Consider the following 18,691-nt stretch of genomic DNA (forward strand, 5'->3'; position numbering starts at 1 on the left):
AAAATGACAAAAATGCGACGCTTTTATTCAATCCCTTATTTTATCTGGTTGTTGTTGTTTGTGATTGCACCGGTCTTGCTGATCGTGTATCAATCCTTTTTTGATACTAGTGGTGCCTTTACGCTGGCAAATTATCAAAATTATCTTGGTTCAGGAAAGTATCTGACCATGACCTTGAATTCAATTTGGTATGCTTTTTTGATTACAGCATTGACACTGTTGATCAGTTATCCAACAGCGTATTTTTTAACAAAATTAAAGCATAAAGATCTTTGGTTGCTGTTGATTATTTTGCCCACGTGGGTCAATTTATTGCTAAAAGCCTATGCTTTTATCGGAATCTTTGGGATTCATGGCGGTATCAATCAGTTTATCGGATTGTTCGGTCTGGCACCCCATCAGATTTTATTTACAGATGTCAGTTTTTTGATTGTTGCTATGTATATTGAACTGCCCTTTATGATTATGCCGATTTTCAATGCATTGGAAGAATTGAATCCTTCCTTAATCAGCGCTAGTCGGGATCTGGGAGCAAATAGTTTTGAAACTTTTCGGCGGGTGATTTTTCCTTTGTCCTTGAATGGGGTCAAAAGTGGTGTGCAAGCAGTATTTATTCCCTCTCTTTCATTGTTCATGTTGACTCGATTAATCGGGGGCAATCGGGTGATTACCTTAGGGACGGCGATTGAACAGCATTTCTTAGTGACACAAAACTGGGGAATGGGTTCAACGATTGGTGTGGTCCTGATTTTGGCGATGTTCTTAGTTATGATTTTAACGGATGAAAAACGTAAAGGTAAAGGAGGACATAAAAAATGAAAAAATTTAAATGGTCCCACCTTTATTTAGCGGTTGTATTTTTGCTTTTGTACATTCCCATTTTTTATCTAATTGCTTATTCCTTCAATAAGGGCGGAACGATGAATGCCTTCACCGGTTTTACTTGGGAACATTATCAGGCGGTTTTTGAAGATACTCGTTTGATCATCATTGTTTTGAATACTTTTATGCTGGCATTTTTATCGGCATTGTTCGCCACACTCATCGGAACGTTTGGTGCGATGGGAATTTATTACACAAAAAAACGCTATCTGCGAACAGCGTTGTTAAGTGCGAATAATATTTTATTGGTTTCACCAGATGTTATTATCGGTGCGAGTTTTCTGATTTTCTTTACTATGATTGGCAATGTTTTTAGAGGCATTAATTTAGGATTTGGCAGTGTTTTATTGAGTCATATCGCCTTTAGTATTCCTATTGTTGTACTGATGGTTTTGCCTAAGTTGCAGGAAATGAATGATTCTACCATTGATGCGGCACGAGATTTGGGTGCCAATAATCTGCAAGTTATCAAAAGCATTATTCTGCCTTTTCTTTCTCCGGGAATCATCGCCGGGTATTTCATGGCGTTTACCTATTCACTGGACGATTTTGCAGTGACCTTTTTCGTGACCGGCAATGGCTTTAGTACCTTATCCGTAGAAATTTATTCTCGTGCAAGACAAGGCATCAGTTTAGAAATCAATGCATTAAGTACGTTGGTTTTTCTTTTCTCTCTGATTTTAGTTGTAGGTTATTATTTTATCAGTAAAGAAAACCAACCACGAAAAGGGCGGAGAAACCGCAAGTTGGAGGTGCCGGATATTCGATGAAAAAACTTCAATCACTAATTATCGGTATTCTTGCGATTATTCTAGTGTTGCTTTTTTCTGTTCATCAATTAGAAAAATCGACAGGAATGGCCGGCGCAAAAGTGCTGAACATTTACAACTGGGGGGATTATATCGATCCCGCTTTGATTAAAAAATTTGAAAAAGAATCCGGCTACAAGGTCAATTATGACACCTTCGATTCCAATGAGGCCATGTTCACAAAAATCCAACAGGGTGGGACGGCTTATGATATTGCAGTACCCAGTGAATACATGATTGAAAAAATGATGGTAGAAAAATTGCTGCTGCCAATCGATCATCAAAAAATAACTGGTCTATCTGCAATCGATCCCCGTTTCTTAGATTTGAGTTTTGATCCCGGTAATCAGTATTCAATTCCGTATTTCTGGGGTACTTTGGGGATTGTTTATAACGACAAGTTCGTCAACGCCGATCAAATCACTTCTTGGGATGATTTGTGGCGTCCTGAATTAAAGGATAAGTTGATGGTCATTGATGGCGCTCGGGAAGTTATCGGTTTGGGTCTGAATTCGTTAGGCTATTCATTGAACAGCAAGAAAGACGATGAATTGCAGGAAGCTTTTGAAAAATTGAAAAAAATGACACCAAATATCAAAGCAATCGTGGCGGATGAAATTAAAATGTATATGGCAAATGAAGAAAGTGCAGTTGCTGTGACCTTTTCTGGAGAAGCGGCGGATATGATGTGGGAAAATGAACATCTTCATTACGTGATTCCGTCAGAAGGATCGAATCTTTGGTTTGATAATATCGTTATTCCTAAAACAGCTCAAAATGTTCAAGGAGCATACGATTTTATCAATTTCATGTTAGTTCCTGAAAATGCAGCACAGAATGCGGAATACATCGGTTATTCTACCCCGAATAAAGAAGCGAAGGCGTTATTGCCAAAAGAAATCAGCGAAGATCCGCAATTCTATCCTTCCGACGAATTATTGTCCCATCTGGAAGTATATGAAAATCTAGGATCAGACTATTTGGAGTACTACAATGATATTTTCTTGGAATGGAAGATGTACAGGAAATAATGGCAAAGATGTAAAAAAAGAATCATAATTTTTTTGAATTATTTTTAAAGAAGGAAAAGCGGCTAAAGAAGCCGCTTTTTTTGCTATTATCCGGTTCTTTGATTCCAGTGACCCAAAGAATTATAGGTGATAGGGGCTATCTTGGGTGACTAGCCATCTTAGACCGACCATCAAGGAATCTTGAAAATTTTCCACAAATAGGATATCTGGTTGATTGACTTGCTTTGGAAGAATAGAAGATTGTTCAATTTCTTTAAACAGAACATTTCTATCTATCGATTCGGCAGAAATAATAAAAGAATTCGGTGCTATTACGGTGTTGTATATGGCTAATATTTCGATAAGATTAGTGATAAGTTCCATTTCATTTGAAGGACCGAAGGAATCAATCAAGTGTGGAAGATATTTTGCTTCACCAGCTAGATGGTTCTTCCCTTCTAAAATGACTCCGTTTGAGTAGATGGTGATACCAGGCATACTATTTTCAGGATAGAAAATACCTACAATCGTTTTTGATTTATTTAATTTTTGCGAAATAGTATAGCCAATCGTCAATAAATGAGCATCATTTTGGATAATCAAAGGAATAGATGTTCGTGTAGCCAATGCCTGTTCGATGTTCCATTGATTAAATAAATTTCCCCAACTTGAAAGAACGACCCCGTTGTAGACCTTACCCGGAAGAGATAGTCCAATTTTATCTATCATATAAGATAAGTCTAGAAAAGAAGTGATAAAGGAAATTAAAAAATCCAAATTGATCTCGCTAAAATCAATCGTATTTTCGTGTTTTATTTCACCTGATAAGTTAACGATCTTTCCGATGATAATAAGCTTTCTATGATTGGACACCTTCTTTTCTTGAATACTCAGCAGCAAGAAGTGATTCTGGTCGTAATTGAATCGGTAGGCGGTAGCAGGTCGTCCTAAAGGGAGCTGTTTAAGTCCATCGTCAATAAAAACTTTTTCATCAACTAGTTGTTTTACTAAAGAGTTGATTGTTACGACACTGATTCCTGTCTCCCTTGCCATCTCCGCTTTTAAGGCTGTTCCTTGGATAAACAAAAAATTTTTTAGTACCTGTAAATTTCTATCTCTGATCATGTTTTTATTTGTATTCATTATATCCTCATCTTTAATTAAATAAGTTAATAAAATCTAGGATAACTATAATACACAAAAAAAGAAAAGTAAAATTAGATAAGCGATTTCTTCGTAATCATTAAAAACAAATTGACATTCCGGATATAATTAATATACTTAATTAATGAAACTAATTAAAAAAGAAAGAGGCTAAAGAAAATGATAAAGTTAGTTCTTACTGATTTAGATGGTACGTTTTTAAACAGCAAAGGAGATTTTGATCATGAATATTATCGGAAAGTTCGAGATCTAATGAAAAAAGAAAATGTATTTTTTGCACCTTGTACAGTAAAACAATGCGAAAGAGTAGAAGAATTATTTGAAAACGATGGCTTTAGAAATATTTGGATTTTAGGTGACAGTGCAACACGAATCAAGCATGATGGCGACTATATCTATGAATCTTTGTTGCCTAATGATGTGGGGGCATTGATCATTAAAGAGTTAGAAAAAATTGCCTCTGATCATGTGATTATCGCCTGTACCCCAACAGCCGCAATGATTCAATCCACGGTTCCCGAAGAAGAAGCGAAAAAAATTCGTAGGTCCTATGCTGTTGTAAAAACCGTAGAAACATTTCAAGAGATTAAAGAAGATTTTGTAAAAATTACGGTGTATGATCCAAAATTAAGATGTTTGGAAAATGTTAAGAAACTAGATCAATTTACTGATCGTGCTTACATGGTTGCATCAGAAGCCGCATGGATCGATATCTCCAATCACGGTGTTCATAAAGGGACCACTGTTCAAGAATTGCAAAAAATACTGGGGGTAACAAAGGAAGAAACAATGGCGTTTGGTGATGGGTTAAATGATATTGAATTGATGGAGTCAGCAAAATATAGTTTTGCAATGAGTAATGCATTTGACCAAATAAAAGAGGTCGCAGCATTTGTTACAAAATCAAATGATGAGAACGGCGTATTGAAAACAATTGAATCAATTCTTGAGATTCAGGGAAAGCAAAAGAATGGATAAGTCCTTTTTAAAAGAACAAATGTGAGGCTCCTCGCTAAAGAATTAGTTAAAGTAAAAAATAGGATTGGTTTTCCAATAGTCAACTGCTAAGATAAAAGGTAGAACCGATTATGAATCGTTACTAATTTTGAAAAGAGGGCTGCTTGTGATTCAATTAGACAAACTATTTTCTGGCGCTGGAATTCCTTTTGAACTGTACCATCATCGGGCGATTTATACCAACGAGGATGCGTTAGTCATCAAAAAGGAGCAGGGCTTTAGCGGAACGGAGACCAAAAGCCTGTATCTAAAGGATAAAAAAGGAATTAATTATATTTTTTTGACCTTCACCACCAAATGAAGTGATTTTAAAGCCTTGAGCAAACTTGTGGGCAAACGTCTTTCGGTGGTTTCACCAGAAGCAATGGAAACACAAACAGGACAAAAACCGGGCGCTGTTGCCCCTTTTGGGTATGAAGAACCGGTGCCGGTCATCATTGACGAAGAACTGCTTTCATCTGAAAAATGGGTTTTCGCTCCTGGTCGTCCAGATCAAACGATGGTTGTTCAAGTAAAAGATTTGCAAAAAATCATTGCACTGTTAAAAATCGATACGTATTTGTTGCCGAAGTAAACAGCAGCGTTAACGGATAGTGTAGAACCAAAAAATTGGCGAGTCATCAATAGGGGATGATTCGCCAATTTTTTATTTACCAGAGGATAGTGGAGTAAAAGGTAGGCTGAGATCTTCGGCAACTGCTTGTAGCGTCAATTTTCCTTGATGGGTGTTGACCGCGTTAGCAAGCACCGAGTTGGTTTTGAGTATCTCGGAGAATGGGTGATTTGCCAATAATCGGATGTAGCTGATCGTTGCGTTACTCAGTGCGTAAGTGGCGGTTTGCGGTACGGCACCGGGCATATTTGCGACAGCGTAGTGGATTACTTCTTCTTTTCGATACGTAGGATTATCATGGGTCGTTACACGATCCTCGGTTTCAAAAATCCCGCCTTGATCAATAGCAATATCTACGATCACTGAATCTTTCGGCATGTTTTTGACCATTTCCTTTGTAACCAAAGTAGGTGCTTTGTGGCCGGGCAGTAAAACCGCACCAATCACTAAATCAGCTGTTTTTAAAACTTCTTCCAGATTCATTGTGTTTGAAAAAAGCGTTTGAACTTGCCCTTGAAATTGGGCATCTAATTTTTTTAAGCGGGCAAGGTCAACGTCTAGAATTGTGACACGTGCTCCCAGTCCTAGTGCAATCGTTGCGGCATTCGTTCCGGCAACACCACCGCCGATAATAACGACATTTCCTTGTTTAACACCCGGCACACTGCCTAATAAAATCCCTTTGCCACCATTCGGACGTTCCAAAAATTGTCCGCCAATTTGTGCCGCCATCCGTCCGGCAATTTCACTCATTGGTGCTAAAAGGGGCAAACTGCCATCCGCCAATTGAACATTCTCATAGGCAAGTGCAGAGACATTTTTTTCCATGAGAACTTGTGCCAACTCTTTATTGGCAGCCAAATGTAAATAAGTGAAGAGTAGTTGTCCGGAACGAAAGAAAGAATATTCTTCCGGCAGCGGTTCTTTTACTTTGAGAATCAAATCCGCCTGCCAAACTGTTTGCTGGTCCGCAAGCACACCACCGACTACCTGATACCTCTCATCTGGAATGCCTGAACCCAAACCTGCTCCGTATTCTACGAAGACCTGATGCCCTTCACGAATCAATTCATCTACTCCTGTTGGGGGTAACGCCACTCGATTTTCATTGTTCTTACGTTCTTTAGGGATACCAATCTTCATTTTCTTCACTCCAATAAGCTTTTCTTTTATTATACCGAAGAAAAGAAGAAAGGGATAATTTTCTCCGAAAATAAAAAAAGTCTACTTCAAAAGGACCAGTAGTTGGTTTCTTTTGAAAAAACGTTTTTTATCAAGCCGTAAAGGTCCAGTAGTGGATCGTTTGACTTTTAATTTCATCTTCCTTGAAATTGCGTTGATAATGTAATTTTTGCGAATCATCATTGGGATCTAAAACCCGAACGGATTGGTCGTCATTGGTGCCAGCTAATACGAGAATATGTCCGCCATCGGTAAAATCACCGGCAGTGACTGAAATAATAACCGGAATATTTTGCTGTAAATAGGCTTCTGCCTGTGTAAAGTCGTTGCCCAGATCATGAAAGTTCAGTTGATAATGCTGAGCAAAATCTGGAAAAATACTCCAAGCAGTGCCGGCATCCGCCACAAAATAAGTATTCTGTGCCCAGTCAAAGACTTCATTAGGATCGACGGTTGTTTCCCGCCAATGAGACAAAACCATGCTTAAAGAAAGCAAGGCACAACCGTTATTGGCAATATCATTGTTCTCTCCGGTACCATAGATTCGCTGTGCCCAACGTTCATCCGTCTGCAAAAGTAAAGGTGTGCCCAGTGACTCAGCGGTTAATTGCTGATTGGCATTTTTGCTGAATTTTTCTTGAGAAGGTTGGGAGGAAAAAGTGGGTTCCGTTCGAGAAACAAAATAGACACCGCTGAGAACCAGAAAGAGTCCAATAAATAGAAGAAGAGGATGCCGCTGCTTGCGACGGTTTTTTTTCGCCATTTTTTTCACCTCATGTGCTTTTGTCCTACTGTAACGAAAAACCAGAGGAAGAACATCCGTCTAAAGGTTGAATTAGAAAAATTTTATAAAATAGTATGAAGGACAATAAGAAATAAAAAACCTCCTTCTCAGCAAATTAACTGAAAAAGAGGTGTTCGCTATTCTTCCATTTCTTCTAACTCCAAACTTAATTCTTCCCATTGAGCCAATAGTTCTTCTTGAGCTGCGTGGTTTTCTTCAAGTTGGGTGTTCAACTCATTGAGGTGCAGGTGGTCCTCCAAAACTTCCGGTGCAGTCATGGCAGTTTCTAGTTCTGCGATGGTTTCATCGAGAGTGGCCAGTTTTTCTTCCACTTCAGTGACCTTTCGTTGAAGAGTTCGAAGAAGTTTTTGGCTTTCTTTCGTTTGCTGGAATGATTTTTTTCCAGTCGATATAGTTTTTTCTGGAGCTTCCTCTGCCAATAATGCAGCAATTTCGGCTTCTTCTTTTTTCTTTTCTAGATAATAATCATAATCTCCTAAAAATAATCGGCTGCCATCATGAGATAATTCAACGACTTTGGTGGCGATTCGATTAATGAAATAGCGGTCATGGGAAACAAAAAGCAGGGTGCCTTCATAATCAATCAGCGCATTTTCCAACACTTCTTTGTTGTCGATGTCCAAATGGTTCGTCGGTTCATCTAAAATCAAAAAGTTTTCCCGATTCATGGCAAGCTTCGCCAATGCCACGCGGGCTTTTTCGCCACCGCTAAGCAGACCAATCGGCTTTTCAACGTCTTCACCAGAAAATAAAAAGCCGCCAAGCACACTACGAATTTCCACTTCAGGTGTGGTGGGGTGTTCATCCCAAAGTTCTTTCAAAATAGTTTTGTTGGTATTCAATTCGGCTTGCCCTTGATCGTAATACCCAATCGTTACGTTTGCGCCAAGATGGGTTTCTCCTTTTAGAAAAGGCAGGGTACCAATCAAAGATTTTAGCAAAGTTGATTTGCCGATACCGTTAGGACCTACCAGTGCAATGGCATCTTTGCGGCGAATATCCAAGTCAATCGGTTGCGACAATACCTCGCTGTCTTGGTAGCCGATTGCGGCATCTTCCACCTGCAAAACGACATTTCCCGAGGGCTTGTCAATGGCAAATAAAAAATGAGCTGACTTTTCTTTGCCTTGAGGTCGATCCAACCGTTCCATTTTTTCTAACTGTTTACGGCGGCTTTGTGCGCGTTTGGTGGTAGAAGCCCGCACCAGATTTTTTGCCACAAAATCTTCTAACTTATTGATTTCCTGTTGCTGCTTTTCGTAGGCTTTCCAATCGCTGGCTAGTTGACCAGCTTTTAAATCCAAATAGCGACTGTAATTTCCTTTGTAATGGCGCATTTTTTGTCTTGAAAGTTCGTAGACCTCATTTGCTACTTTATCTAAAAAGTAGCGGTCATGGGAAACAATCAATAAAGCGCCGGAATAACCCTGCAAATAGGTTTCGAGCCATGAAAGGGTATCAATATCCAAATGATTCGTCGGTTCATCCAGAATGAGGATATCAGGCTTTTGCAGCAACATTCGCGCTAATGCCAACCGAGTTTTTTGTCCGCCAGAAAGGGTTGCAATCGACTGCTCATAAAAACTTTCATCAAATTGAAACCCATGGAGCACTGAACGAATTTCGTTTTCATAACCATAACCATTTTGATCAGAAAAATCATGCTGTAAGGTGTCGTATTCTTTTAAAATTGCTTGATAATTGGCAGAATCAGGGGCAGCTTCACTGATAGCAAGCTCCAAATCCCGCATTCGGTTTTCCATTTGTCTTAGTGTCGTGAAGGCCTTCAGCATTTCATTCCAAACAGTTTCTTCTGAGACTAAACCGGTATCCTGTGCAAGATAGCCCAAGGTTGCCGTTTTATTTTTGGCAATCGTTCCTTGATCGGGCGCTTCGATTCCTGCCAGAATTTTTAATAGCGTTGATTTGCCAGCACCATTTCTACCTACTAGTGCAATTCGAGCGTGAGAACTGATTTCCAGATGAATATTTTCAAATAAAACCTCTGCACCAAACAGACGGGCAATTTGATTTGCTTGCAGTAAAATCATCATTTCCTCTTTCCTGACGTTTCTTTATTGTTAAAAAGTTCGTTGCTGAAAATTCTCCAGCAAAACCTTGTGAAAGTTTTTTTCGTCATCTATTTTTTCATCATGTGTTAGTCTATCACATTTTAAAGAGCGGTGCGAGGGATTCCTATCCCATTCGTCAGATAAAAGTTCACAAATTGTAAGCATGTAGATTGCATTTATAGTGGTATTCCTGTTATGATGATATTCGTTAAAAGTGAAAACTTCACAAATGGAGGTTATATCGTGAAAGAACATGTTATTCCTAAAGCTACAGCCAAACGTTTACCCTTATATTATCGCTACTTACGAATCTTACATAATGCTGGCAAGAAAAAAGTCTCATCCACAGAGTTGAGTGAGGCCGTTCAAGTAGATAGCGCAACGATTCGCAGAGATTTTTCCTATTTTGGTGAATTAGGCAAGCGCGGCTATGGCTATGATGTCCAAGACTTAATGAACTTTTTTGCCCGTACATTAAATGATGATCACATGACAAATGTGGCGCTGGTCGGGGTGGGGAATCTCGGTAGTGCATTATTGAAATACAAATTTCATCAAAGCAATAGCATTCGTGTCAGTGCAGCTTTTGATGTCAATAAAGATATTGTTGGGCGAATCGTTGATGGCATTCCTGTTTATCCAATGGAGGATATGAAGGAACAAATTAAGATCCAACAAATCGAAGTGGCGATTCTAACCGTGCCTTCTCAACACTCTCAAGATATCGTGAATAAATTGGTGGAATTTGGAATCAAGGGAATCTTGAACTTCACGCCAGTTCGTTTGAACGCACCCAAAGAAGTCTTGATTCAAAATGTTGACTTGACAAATGAGTTGCAAACCTTGATTTATTTCCTGCATTCTGGAAATGTTATTGGCAACGAAGAATAATTTTTTGAATAGAAAAAAATACCGCGTCTGGTGAAGTCGCGGTATTTTTAATGGAATAATTGCTCATAATCAACAGATTCCGGTGCGGCTAAATAATTTTCAATCAACATTTCCAGTTTATGAAAATCAATGAAGCGAGCCTGACGGGCAACTTCCTTTTGATGGGCAAAAAGCAATACGGCAGGAGCAGTCAGCACTTGAAATTCACCGGCTATTTCTGGAATTTCAGCGGCATCGCCATGTATAATGGGTACTTTTCCTTCAAAATGTTGAAGAAGCTGTGGTTTGACGGACACACAAACGCTACAATTTGGCATGGAGAGATAGACCAATGCTAATGGAGCCGCAGCTAGTTGTTCGTTGATTTCTTTGATCGTGGTGGCATGAAACATGCGTTCACCTCCTACTAAAAGTAACGATAAGAGCTATTTAAACAAATGTCAATTTTTCTGTTTTTAATTAAATGGCGTTCTGTTTTTTGTTAAGGAGATTCTAAAATTTTTTGTGGCCCCTTGTTTCCAGTTCCATTCGGCAGTATAGTAAAGCGCGAAAATAAATGAACTTTTCAAAAGAGAAGTTATTTTAAAATAGCAAGGATGCAGTTCCACTTTAACTAAGAAGCCTAGTGGAATGGTATACGTAATGAAAATCTGTAGAAATTTTTTCAAAATTTCATCAAATATGTGAATAGGAGAAACCAATGTTCAATCAGCTTCCTAATTCTGTGCTGCAGATGAGTATGATTTTTCTTTCAATCGTCATCGAAGCCTTTCCCTTCGTCTTGTTGGGATGTATTATCTCCGGAGCGTTGTATGTATTTTTGACTCCGGAACGTGTCAATGCTTTTTTACCGAAAAATAAATTTGCGTCAATTTTGGTGGGTTGCCTATTGGGTGTATTCTTCTCCTCCTGTGAGTGCGGGATTGTGCCTATCGTGAATCAGTTCGTCAAAAAGGATGTTCCAGAACACACAGCTTTTGCATTTATGCTGACAGCTCCGATCGTAAATCCAATTGTGATTTTTTCCACCTTTATTGCTTTCGGAAATTCAGCGCAGTATGCGATTTTGCGGGTGCTGGGTAGTTTATTTGTAGCAATCGTAATTGGCACTTGGTTAGCTTATGTCAATAAAAAACCGATTTTAAAACAGGTTGTCGTAAGAGAAGCCCAACATTCTTCTGACACACAGGAAAAACCAACTTTCTGGCAACAAATTCAGCGGGTATTGCACCATAGCATCGATGAATTTTTTGATACAGGACGTTACTTGATGATCGGCGGACTGTTAGCAGCGGCAATGCAAACCTACTTGCCAACAGGCGTTATGCTGACGTTAGGTTCAAATAAATTATTAGCCGTTTTAGTGATGCTGTTTTTGGCAGTAGTGATGTCGTTATGCTCCGAAGCAGACGCATTTATCGGTTCTTCGTTGCTCAGTTTATTTGGAACCGGTCCGGTAGTTGGCTTTTTGGTATTTGGCCCAATGGTGGATATCAAAAATTTGTTAATGATGAACCGGTATTTCAATAAGAAATTCATTGCTTCGATGGTGGGGCTCATTTTACTTTGTGTGACCGGCTATGCTTTGATTGTTTAGGCAAACAATTTCTTTAGAAATAATAAAGAGAGAAAATTTCTATTTCAAACATTGAGGAGAAAAAAATGGTTCGATTTTTAATTTTAGCAGGCTATTTTGAATTAATGATGTATCTGCAGGTTTCTGGAAAACTCGATCAATTTATCAATATTCATTACCGCTATTTAGCTATTTTATCTATGATTTTATCTTTCTTATTGGCAATGGTTCAATTGATTCAATGGGTGAAAAGTGATCCGAAAACCGATAGAACGCAGGAACACGCATTTCACGACCATGACCATGGATTGCAAAAAAGATATCAACGGGTAATTGCGTACCTATTGTTGGCATTGCCAATTCTTGTAGGAACTTTTTTCCCAACAGTAAGTTTGGATACAACGATCGTTGAAGCAAAAGGATTTCAATTTCCTGTCAGTAAAGAATCCGTAGGTGATCCGGAGATGCAGACACAATATTTGCAGCCGAACACCAGCATCTATTTCAATAAATCCGACTACCAAAAACAAATGAACAAATTGATGAAAAAATATGGCGAAAACGGGGTATTAAAAATCACTGATGCCAATTATTTGGAAGTCATGGAACTGATTTATAACTATCCCAGCGAGTTTATCGGTCGGAAAATTATTTTTGAAGGTTTTATTTATCACGCAAAGCAAGACGCTTCGCAGGATGACTTTGTTTTTCGTTTTGGAATTATCCATTGTGTCGCCGATTCAGGCGTTTTTGGCTTGCGGGTACGGATGCCGGAGGAAACCGCGTATAAAAATGATGAGTGGGTCCATATTGAAGGAACACTGACAACAGAATTTTATCAGCCATTAAAACGGGAACTTCCGTTGGTTCAGGCAGAAAACACGGTGACGATTGCTACTCCGGAAAATCAATATGTTTATCGTTCTTTTTAGTAGAAAAACGGGGAGGGCTGAAACTCAAAAAGAAGTATGCTATACTGAAAAAAGTTGTGAAAATAAATGAAATGTTTAGTTAAGTGAGGGAGAACTATGTGCGGAATCGTAGGGTTTATCAATCATGCAGAGAAGAAACAAAAAACAGAAACAATCAAAAAAATGATGGATACAATCGTTCATCGAGGTCCAAATAGCTCAGGACAACATGTGGACGAAGGCGCTGCTCTTGGTTTTCGTCGATTAAGTATTATTGATTTAGAAGGCGGCACACAGCCGATTTATAACGAAGATGGCAGTTTAGTCATCACATTTAATGGAGAAATTTACAATTACCAAAGCATTCGTGAGGATTTGATCGCAAAAGGACATATTTTTACGACCCATGCCGACACGGAAGTTTTGCTTCACGGGTACGAAGAATATGGTATCGATCTGCTGCAAAAAATTCGCGGCATGTTTGCTTTTGTAATCTGGGATAGCAACAAGCAAGAATTGTTTGGCGCACGGGACCATTTTGGGATCAAACCACTATATTACACACAAATGAACGGAACGTTTATGTACGGCTCTGAAATCAAAAGCTTTTTGAAACATCCTGATTTTGTCAAAGAATTGAATAAGGAAGCATTGAAACCTTACATGACCTTCCAATATTCTGCGTTAGACGAAACATTCTTCAAAAATGTGTACCGCATCAAAGAAGGCCATTATTTCCTTTATAAAGAAGGAGAACTAACCGTTAATCAGTATTGGGATGTGCAGGAAAAGGAAACAAATTTGTCTCTGACGGAAACGGTTGATTTGATCGACAAGACCGTTGTTGATTCCATCGCAGCCCATCGCATTGCAGATGTTGAAGTTGGCTCATTTCTTTCTTCTGGAGTGGATTCCAGCTATGTTACTGCGGTTTTACGTCCAGAACATTCGTACTCCATCGGGTTTGGCGATAAATCCTACAATGAATCCGTGGAAGCAAAAAAACTGACAGATTTGATTGATTTGAACAATACATCCCGGGTGGTTACCGGAGAAGAAGCTTTTGAATATTTTCCAATCATCCAATACCATCTGGATGAACCAGATTCAAATCCTTCTTGTGTGCCGCTATATTTCTTGGCAGAATTAGCCAGTCGAGATGTGCGGGTGGTGCTGAGTGGCGAAGGTGCGGATGAACTATTTGCCGGTTATCAAGCCTACGGAATGAACACCCGTTCTAAAGCAGTCAAGGTAGTAGCAGAAGGATTGAAGAAATTACCAAAAGGTCTGCGCTATAAACTGGCAAAAGGCTTTAAAGGAAAATCTTTCCATGGTGCACTGCATTTGTACACGTCTTTAGCACCAGCCGAAGAATTCTTTATCGGACAGGCAAAAGTTTTTGAAGAAAGTGAAGCGGATCACTTTTTACAACCGACTTATCAAAAGAGCCATTCCATCAGAGAAATCGTTGATGTTCATTACGATAAAGTCCAAGATATGTCTGAAATCAAAAAGATGCAATATTTAGATATGCACCAATGGATGCCAAAAGATATTTTGTTGAAAGCTGATAAATTGTCGATGGCAAGCTCCTTGGAATTGCGGGTACCTTTATTGGATAAAGAATTGATGAAGGTTTCAGAACAAGTCCCAACAAAATATTTGATCAATTCGAAAAATACCAAATATGCTTTTCGTCAAGCGGCGGCTCGTCATTTACCGGAAGAATGGTACAACCGGGAAAAACTTGGTTTCCCAGTACCGATCAAGGATTGGTTGCGGGAAGAAAAATATTACCGATTGGTACGGGAACTTTTCCAACAAGAATTTGTCGCTGAATTTTTCCAACAAGAGGCCATTATCCAAATGTTGGACGACAATTACGCAGGAAAAAATGATGCCCGTCGGAAAATTTGGACGATTTTTACTTTCTTAACTTGGTATACTGTTTACTTCATCAATGACGGCAGCAAACCAGCGGTCGTTGAATTAACTGCATAAGAAAACGAAAAGGTCTGCTTCGGCAGGCTTTTTATTTTCCTCTTTTTGAGGCAATTATGGTTTAATGAAGGTGAGAGGGGGCAAAAAGATGGAACAACGACTACCAAAAGGTTTTTTTGCCGGCGGAGTTTCTGGCGGGCTGAAAGAAAACAAATGCGACATCGGATTTATTTATTCTCAAAATGTTTGTCAAGCTGCCGGATTATTTACCAACAATCAATTTCCAGCGGCACCAGTGGCACTTTCCCGCAAAGTATTGCAAGCAGGAAAACTTCAAGGGATTTTAGTGAATTCTGGCGGAGCCAATGCCATTACTGGTGAACGAGGCGTTCAGGATGCAAAAAAGATGCAGCAGTTATTTGCACAAAAAGCCGATCTTTCTCAAGATTTGGTCGCCATCGCCTCCACCGGAAAAATTGGTGAATTTTTGCCCATGGAAAAGATTAAAAGAGCTGTCAGTAAAATTGATTTGAAAGAACAAAATTTGATTGCCTTTCAAGAAGCCATCGCCACCACTGATACACAAGAAAAAATCATCAGCCGGGAATTCCTGTTGGATAAAACCACAATTCGTCTTACAGGCATCGCCAAAGGTGCTGGCATGGTTCATCCCAAGTTAGCAACTGTTTTAGTTTTTCTCTTGACCGATGCAGATTTAACGTCAGAACAATTGCAACGTCTTTTAAAAAAAGCTGCTGATAACAGTTTGAATCAATTAACGATTGATGGAGAGTCATCAACCAACGATAGTTGTTTTTTATTGGCAAACGGAGCTTCTCGAAAAAAAGTACAGCTAGATTCAAAAGCAGAAGCGGATTTTGCTGAGGGATTGGAACAGCTCTTGATCGATTTAACGAAAAAAATTGCGCGGGATGGCGAAGGAGCAACCAAATTGCTTGAGGTCCGTGTGGTGGGGGCTGAAACGGTCAGAGCTGCTCGTAAAATTTCTAAACGAATTGCTCAATCAATGTTAGTAAAAACCGCCATGTTTGGAGAAGATCCCAATTGGGGACGCATCTTGTCGGCAATTGGTGACAGTAATGATAGGTTGGATATCACAACGATTGATGTTGCCGTCTGCTGGGAAACTGTTTTACAGCAAGGGATCCCAGCGGCTTTTAATGAAGCAGAATTGTTGGAAAAATTGAAACAGGAAGAAATTCTGATTGAAGTTAATCTCCATGGAGGAAGAGAGCAAGCGACAGCGTGGGGCTGTGACCTAAGTGAAAAGTATGTGGAGATTAATGCGGCGTATCGTACCTAAGAAAGGAGAAAAATCATGAGCCATCTATTTCCCAACTATGCCCGTAAACCTTTTGAACTTGTTTCAGGAACTGGTTGTTACCTGACAGATCATCAAGGAAATCGTTATTTGGATTTTACCAGTGGTATTGGAGTGGCCAATCTTGGTTACAGCAATGTAGCAAGCGAAGAAGCCCTGATTCGGCAAATGCAACTGCTTATGCACACACCTAACCTTTATGAAAATCATCTGCAAGAACAAGTTGCCGCTAGTTTAGGAAAAACAGATTATTTGGCGTATTTTTGTAATAGCGGGGCAGAAGCCGTGGAAGCTGCAATCAAATTAGCTCGTAAAGCAACGCAGCGTACAAAAATCATCAGTTTTATTCAATCCTTTCATGGAAGGACCTACGGAGCCATGAGCGCCACCGGACAAGCAATCGTCCAACAAGGATTTGCGCCTTTAGTACCGGATTTCGTTTATGTGGAATACAACGCTCTGGAAGGTCTGGAGGAACAGCTTGACGAAAATACCGCAGCAGTTATTCTGGAAGTGATTCAAGGAGAAGGAGGGGTTATTCTTGGATCAAAGGAGTGGTTGCAGGAAGTCGCCCGTCTTTGTCAAAAAAATAACAGTCTGTTGATTATTGATGAGATCCAAACAGGGATGGGGCGTACCGGCAGTTTGTACGGCTTTGAACAACTAGGAATTGCACCGGATATTTTTACATTGGCAAAAGGATTGGGGAATGGCTTTCCGGTAGGAGCAATGTTGGGAAAACGGGAATTGGCCTCTGCCTTTGGTCCCGGAAGTCATGGTTCTACTTTTGGTGGGAATAAAATGGCAATGGCCGTAGCAGCAGAAGTCGTTCGTCAAATTGATCAACCGGAATTTTTAGCGGAAGTTCGAAAAAAAGGGGCCTATTTGTTTGATCGATTACAGGAAATTTCATCAAAAAATATCAAAGAGGTTCGCGGACGGGGCTTGATGATTGGAATTGAACTGCAAGAGAATCATTCCCTCCAAAAGATTATGAAAGATTTGGAAAAAGAAGGCTTGCTGACTTTAAAAGCGGGACAAAATGTGTTACGCTTATTGCCACCGTTAACGATTTCATTGGAGGAAATCGATGAAGGTATCGAAAAACTAAAAAAAGTGTTATCAAATTGATTTTTCAAGATTTTTTCACAAAAAAGTTACTCATTTATGTTACCATGATAGTGAAGAAAATCATTTGTTTGTAGTTTTTATCCAGATTTAGTAAAATAGCTTTTGGATAAATGCACATAGAAAGAGGTGTAGAAAATTGGGTTATACAGACGAAACAGTCCGTTTTGACTTTGATGACAGTCGGAAAAAAGAAGTCAGCGAAACATTGGCGATCGTTTATCGCGCTTTGGAAGAAAAAGGTTACAATCCAATCAATCAAATTGTTGGCTACTTGCTTTCTGGAGACCCGGCCTACATTCCTCGTTATCGGGATGCCCGTAATTTGATCCGCCGTCACGAACGCGATGAAATATTGGAAGTTTTGATTCGTTATTATTTAGGCGATCACGGGATCAAGTTATAATGAGAGTCATGGGATTGGATGTTGGTTCCAAAACGGTAGGCATTGCGGTCAGCGATCCAATGGGTTGGACTGCACAAGGAATTGAGATTATCCGAATCGATGAAGTGAAGGGTGAATTTGGTTTCGACCGTTTGCGGGAATTAGTGACGGAATATGAAGTGACTAAGTTTGTCGTTGGTCTGCCGAAAAATATGAATAATTCGATTGGTCCAAGAGCCGAAGCTTCTATGGCTTATGGTAATCAGATTGCCGAGTTGTTCAATCTTCCCGTCACGTACCAAGATGAGCGTTTAACAACGGTTCAGGCGGAGCGAATGTTGGTGGAACAAGCCAACACGTCAAGAGCCAAACGAAAAAAAGTAATCGATAAATTAGCAGCAGTCATGATTTTGCAAAATTATCTGGATGGCGCAGCCAACAAACTGTTGTAAATGTGAAAGGAAAGAGGAATTTATAATGACTGAACACACACACGATCATAACCACGACCATGATCATGAAGGACATGAACATATCACACTTGTGGATGACCAAGGAAATGAAACCCTATATGAAATTCTTTTAACCGTTGACGGACAAGAAGAATTCGGCCGTAATTACGTGCTGCTTTACCCAGCCGGCGTACCGGAAGAAGAAGACGTTGAACTGCAAGCCTACGCATATATCGAAAACGGCGACGGCACAGAAGGCGAATTGGAACAAATCGAAACAGAAGCAGAATGGGACATGATTGAAGAAGTCTTTAACACGTTCATGACTGAAGAAGAAGAATAAGATTTAAACGCTAGCTGAACCCTTGATGGATAAGGGTTCAGCTTTTTTGTGTTTTGATTTGAATAGGAAATTGACTACGATTGCTTCCTAGAGCAATGCTTGTTAAACTAAAAGTAATAAATCATGAGGATGTGATGTATCATGAAAAAAATGATGACAAAAGACAAT

General features: G+C 39.5%; 18 protein-coding genes and 1 pseudogene. 14 read left to right on the forward strand and 5 right to left on the reverse strand.

Annotation, left to right across the window (positions count from 1 at the left end):
- Nucleotides 1-3: 3 nt before the first annotated feature.
- From BN1875_RS06505 to BN1875_RS06515, 3 genes are read left to right on the forward strand one after another with little or no spacing between them, the layout of a single operon-like run.
- A complete protein-coding gene (locus BN1875_RS06505) occupies nucleotides 4-819 on the forward strand; it encodes an ABC transporter permease (protein ID WP_048604041.1) in 816 nt (271 codons plus the stop codon).
- Nucleotides 816-1,652 (forward strand): ABC transporter permease, encoded by an 837-nt coding sequence (locus BN1875_RS06510; protein WP_048604042.1) that lies wholly within the window; start codon nucleotides 816-818, stop codon nucleotides 1,650-1,652. The genes BN1875_RS06505 and BN1875_RS06510 overlap by 4 nt, the downstream gene beginning before the upstream one ends.
- Nucleotides 1,649-2,722, forward strand: a complete 1,074-nt coding sequence (locus BN1875_RS06515; RefSeq protein ID WP_048604043.1) for an ABC transporter substrate-binding protein — start codon at nucleotides 1,649-1,651, stop codon at nucleotides 2,720-2,722. Before BN1875_RS06510 ends, BN1875_RS06515 begins: the two co-directional genes overlap by 4 nt.
- A 120-nt stretch (nucleotides 2,723-2,842) precedes the next feature.
- Here the strand turns inward: BN1875_RS06515 and BN1875_RS06520 are convergent, their stop codons facing one another.
- On the reverse strand, nucleotides 2,843-3,844 hold the full coding sequence (locus BN1875_RS06520; RefSeq protein WP_048604044.1) for an ROK family protein: 1,002 nt from the start codon (nucleotides 3,842-3,844) through the stop codon (nucleotides 2,843-2,845).
- A gap of 180 nt (nucleotides 3,845-4,024) precedes the next feature.
- Here BN1875_RS06520 and BN1875_RS06525 point away from each other — a divergent pair, with 180 nt between their 5' ends.
- A complete protein-coding gene (locus tag BN1875_RS06525) occupies nucleotides 4,025-4,843 on the forward strand; it encodes an HAD-IIB family hydrolase (RefSeq protein WP_048604045.1) in 819 nt (272 codons plus the stop codon).
- 145 nt (nucleotides 4,844-4,988) lie between these two features.
- A pseudogene (locus tag BN1875_RS06530) lies at nucleotides 4,989-5,456 on the forward strand (YbaK/EbsC family protein).
- 72 nt (nucleotides 5,457-5,528) lie between these two features.
- On the opposite strand, the gene ald reads toward BN1875_RS06530, so the two are convergent.
- The 3 genes from ald to BN1875_RS06545 all read right to left on the reverse strand — a co-directional run bounded on the left by ald (nucleotide 5,529) and on the right by BN1875_RS06545 (nucleotide 9,533).
- The gene (gene ald, locus BN1875_RS06535) at nucleotides 5,529-6,638 is read right to left on the reverse strand and encodes an alanine dehydrogenase (RefSeq protein WP_048604046.1); all 1,110 of its coding nucleotides are present in this window, start codon (nucleotides 6,636-6,638) and stop codon (nucleotides 5,529-5,531) included.
- Nucleotides 6,639-6,768: 130 nt separating this feature from the next.
- Complete coding sequence (locus BN1875_RS06540) at nucleotides 6,769-7,440, reverse strand: C39 family peptidase (RefSeq protein WP_048604047.1); 672 nt, start codon at nucleotides 7,438-7,440, stop codon at nucleotides 6,769-6,771.
- Between the two features lie 158 nt (nucleotides 7,441-7,598).
- Nucleotides 7,599-9,533, reverse strand: coding sequence for an ABC-F family ATP-binding cassette domain-containing protein (locus BN1875_RS06545; protein WP_048604048.1), 1,935 nt, complete (start codon nucleotides 9,531-9,533; stop codon nucleotides 7,599-7,601).
- 264 nt (nucleotides 9,534-9,797) lie between these two features.
- Here BN1875_RS06545 and BN1875_RS06550 point away from each other — a divergent pair, with 264 nt between their 5' ends.
- Nucleotides 9,798-10,445, forward strand: coding sequence for a redox-sensing transcriptional repressor Rex (locus BN1875_RS06550; protein WP_048604049.1), 648 nt, complete (start codon nucleotides 9,798-9,800; stop codon nucleotides 10,443-10,445).
- A gap of 47 nt (nucleotides 10,446-10,492) precedes the next feature.
- Here BN1875_RS06550 and BN1875_RS06555 read toward each other — a convergent pair whose 3' ends face one another.
- Nucleotides 10,493-10,837 carry a thioredoxin family protein gene (locus tag BN1875_RS06555; protein ID WP_048604050.1) on the reverse strand — a complete coding sequence of 115 codons (345 nt, stop codon included), beginning with the start codon at nucleotides 10,835-10,837 and terminating at the stop codon, nucleotides 10,493-10,495.
- 308 nt (nucleotides 10,838-11,145) lie between these two features.
- Here BN1875_RS06555 and BN1875_RS06565 point away from each other — a divergent pair, with 308 nt between their 5' ends.
- The 8 genes from BN1875_RS06565 (at nucleotide 11,146) to BN1875_RS06600 (ending at nucleotide 18,523) form a co-directional block, all read left to right on the forward strand.
- Nucleotides 11,146-12,042 (forward strand): permease, encoded by an 897-nt coding sequence (locus BN1875_RS06565; protein ID WP_048604052.1) that lies wholly within the window; start codon nucleotides 11,146-11,148, stop codon nucleotides 12,040-12,042.
- Nucleotides 12,043-12,107: 65 nt separating this feature from the next.
- Nucleotides 12,108-12,953 carry a TIGR03943 family putative permease subunit gene (locus BN1875_RS06570; protein ID WP_048604053.1) on the forward strand — a complete coding sequence of 282 codons (846 nt, stop codon included), beginning with the start codon at nucleotides 12,108-12,110 and terminating at the stop codon, nucleotides 12,951-12,953.
- A 96-nt stretch (nucleotides 12,954-13,049) separates the two neighbouring features.
- A complete protein-coding gene (asnB, locus tag BN1875_RS06575; RefSeq protein WP_048604054.1) occupies nucleotides 13,050-14,933 on the forward strand; it encodes an asparagine synthase (glutamine-hydrolyzing) in 1,884 nt (627 codons plus the stop codon).
- Between the two features lie 88 nt (nucleotides 14,934-15,021).
- A complete protein-coding gene (gene argJ, locus BN1875_RS06580; protein ID WP_048604055.1) occupies nucleotides 15,022-16,197 on the forward strand; it encodes a bifunctional glutamate N-acetyltransferase/amino-acid acetyltransferase ArgJ in 1,176 nt (391 codons plus the stop codon).
- Between the two features lie 15 nt (nucleotides 16,198-16,212).
- A complete protein-coding gene (locus BN1875_RS06585) occupies nucleotides 16,213-17,346 on the forward strand; it encodes an acetylornithine transaminase (protein ID WP_048604056.1) in 1,134 nt (377 codons plus the stop codon).
- Nucleotides 17,347-17,482: 136 nt separating this feature from the next.
- The gene (locus BN1875_RS06590; protein WP_048604057.1) at nucleotides 17,483-17,749 is read left to right on the forward strand and encodes an IreB family regulatory phosphoprotein; all 267 of its coding nucleotides are present in this window, start codon (nucleotides 17,483-17,485) and stop codon (nucleotides 17,747-17,749) included.
- A complete protein-coding gene (gene ruvX / locus BN1875_RS06595; protein ID WP_048604058.1) occupies nucleotides 17,749-18,180 on the forward strand; it encodes a Holliday junction resolvase RuvX in 432 nt (143 codons plus the stop codon). Before BN1875_RS06590 ends, ruvX begins: the two co-directional genes overlap by 1 nt.
- 25 nt (nucleotides 18,181-18,205) lie before the next feature.
- A complete protein-coding gene (locus BN1875_RS06600) occupies nucleotides 18,206-18,523 on the forward strand; it encodes a DUF1292 domain-containing protein (protein ID WP_048604059.1) in 318 nt (105 codons plus the stop codon).
- Nucleotides 18,524-18,691 lie beyond the last annotated feature (168 nt).

The organism is Enterococcus massiliensis (assembly GCF_001050095.1).
Classification (GTDB): Bacteria; Bacillota; Bacilli; order Lactobacillales; family Enterococcaceae; genus Enterococcus_C; species Enterococcus_C songbeiensis.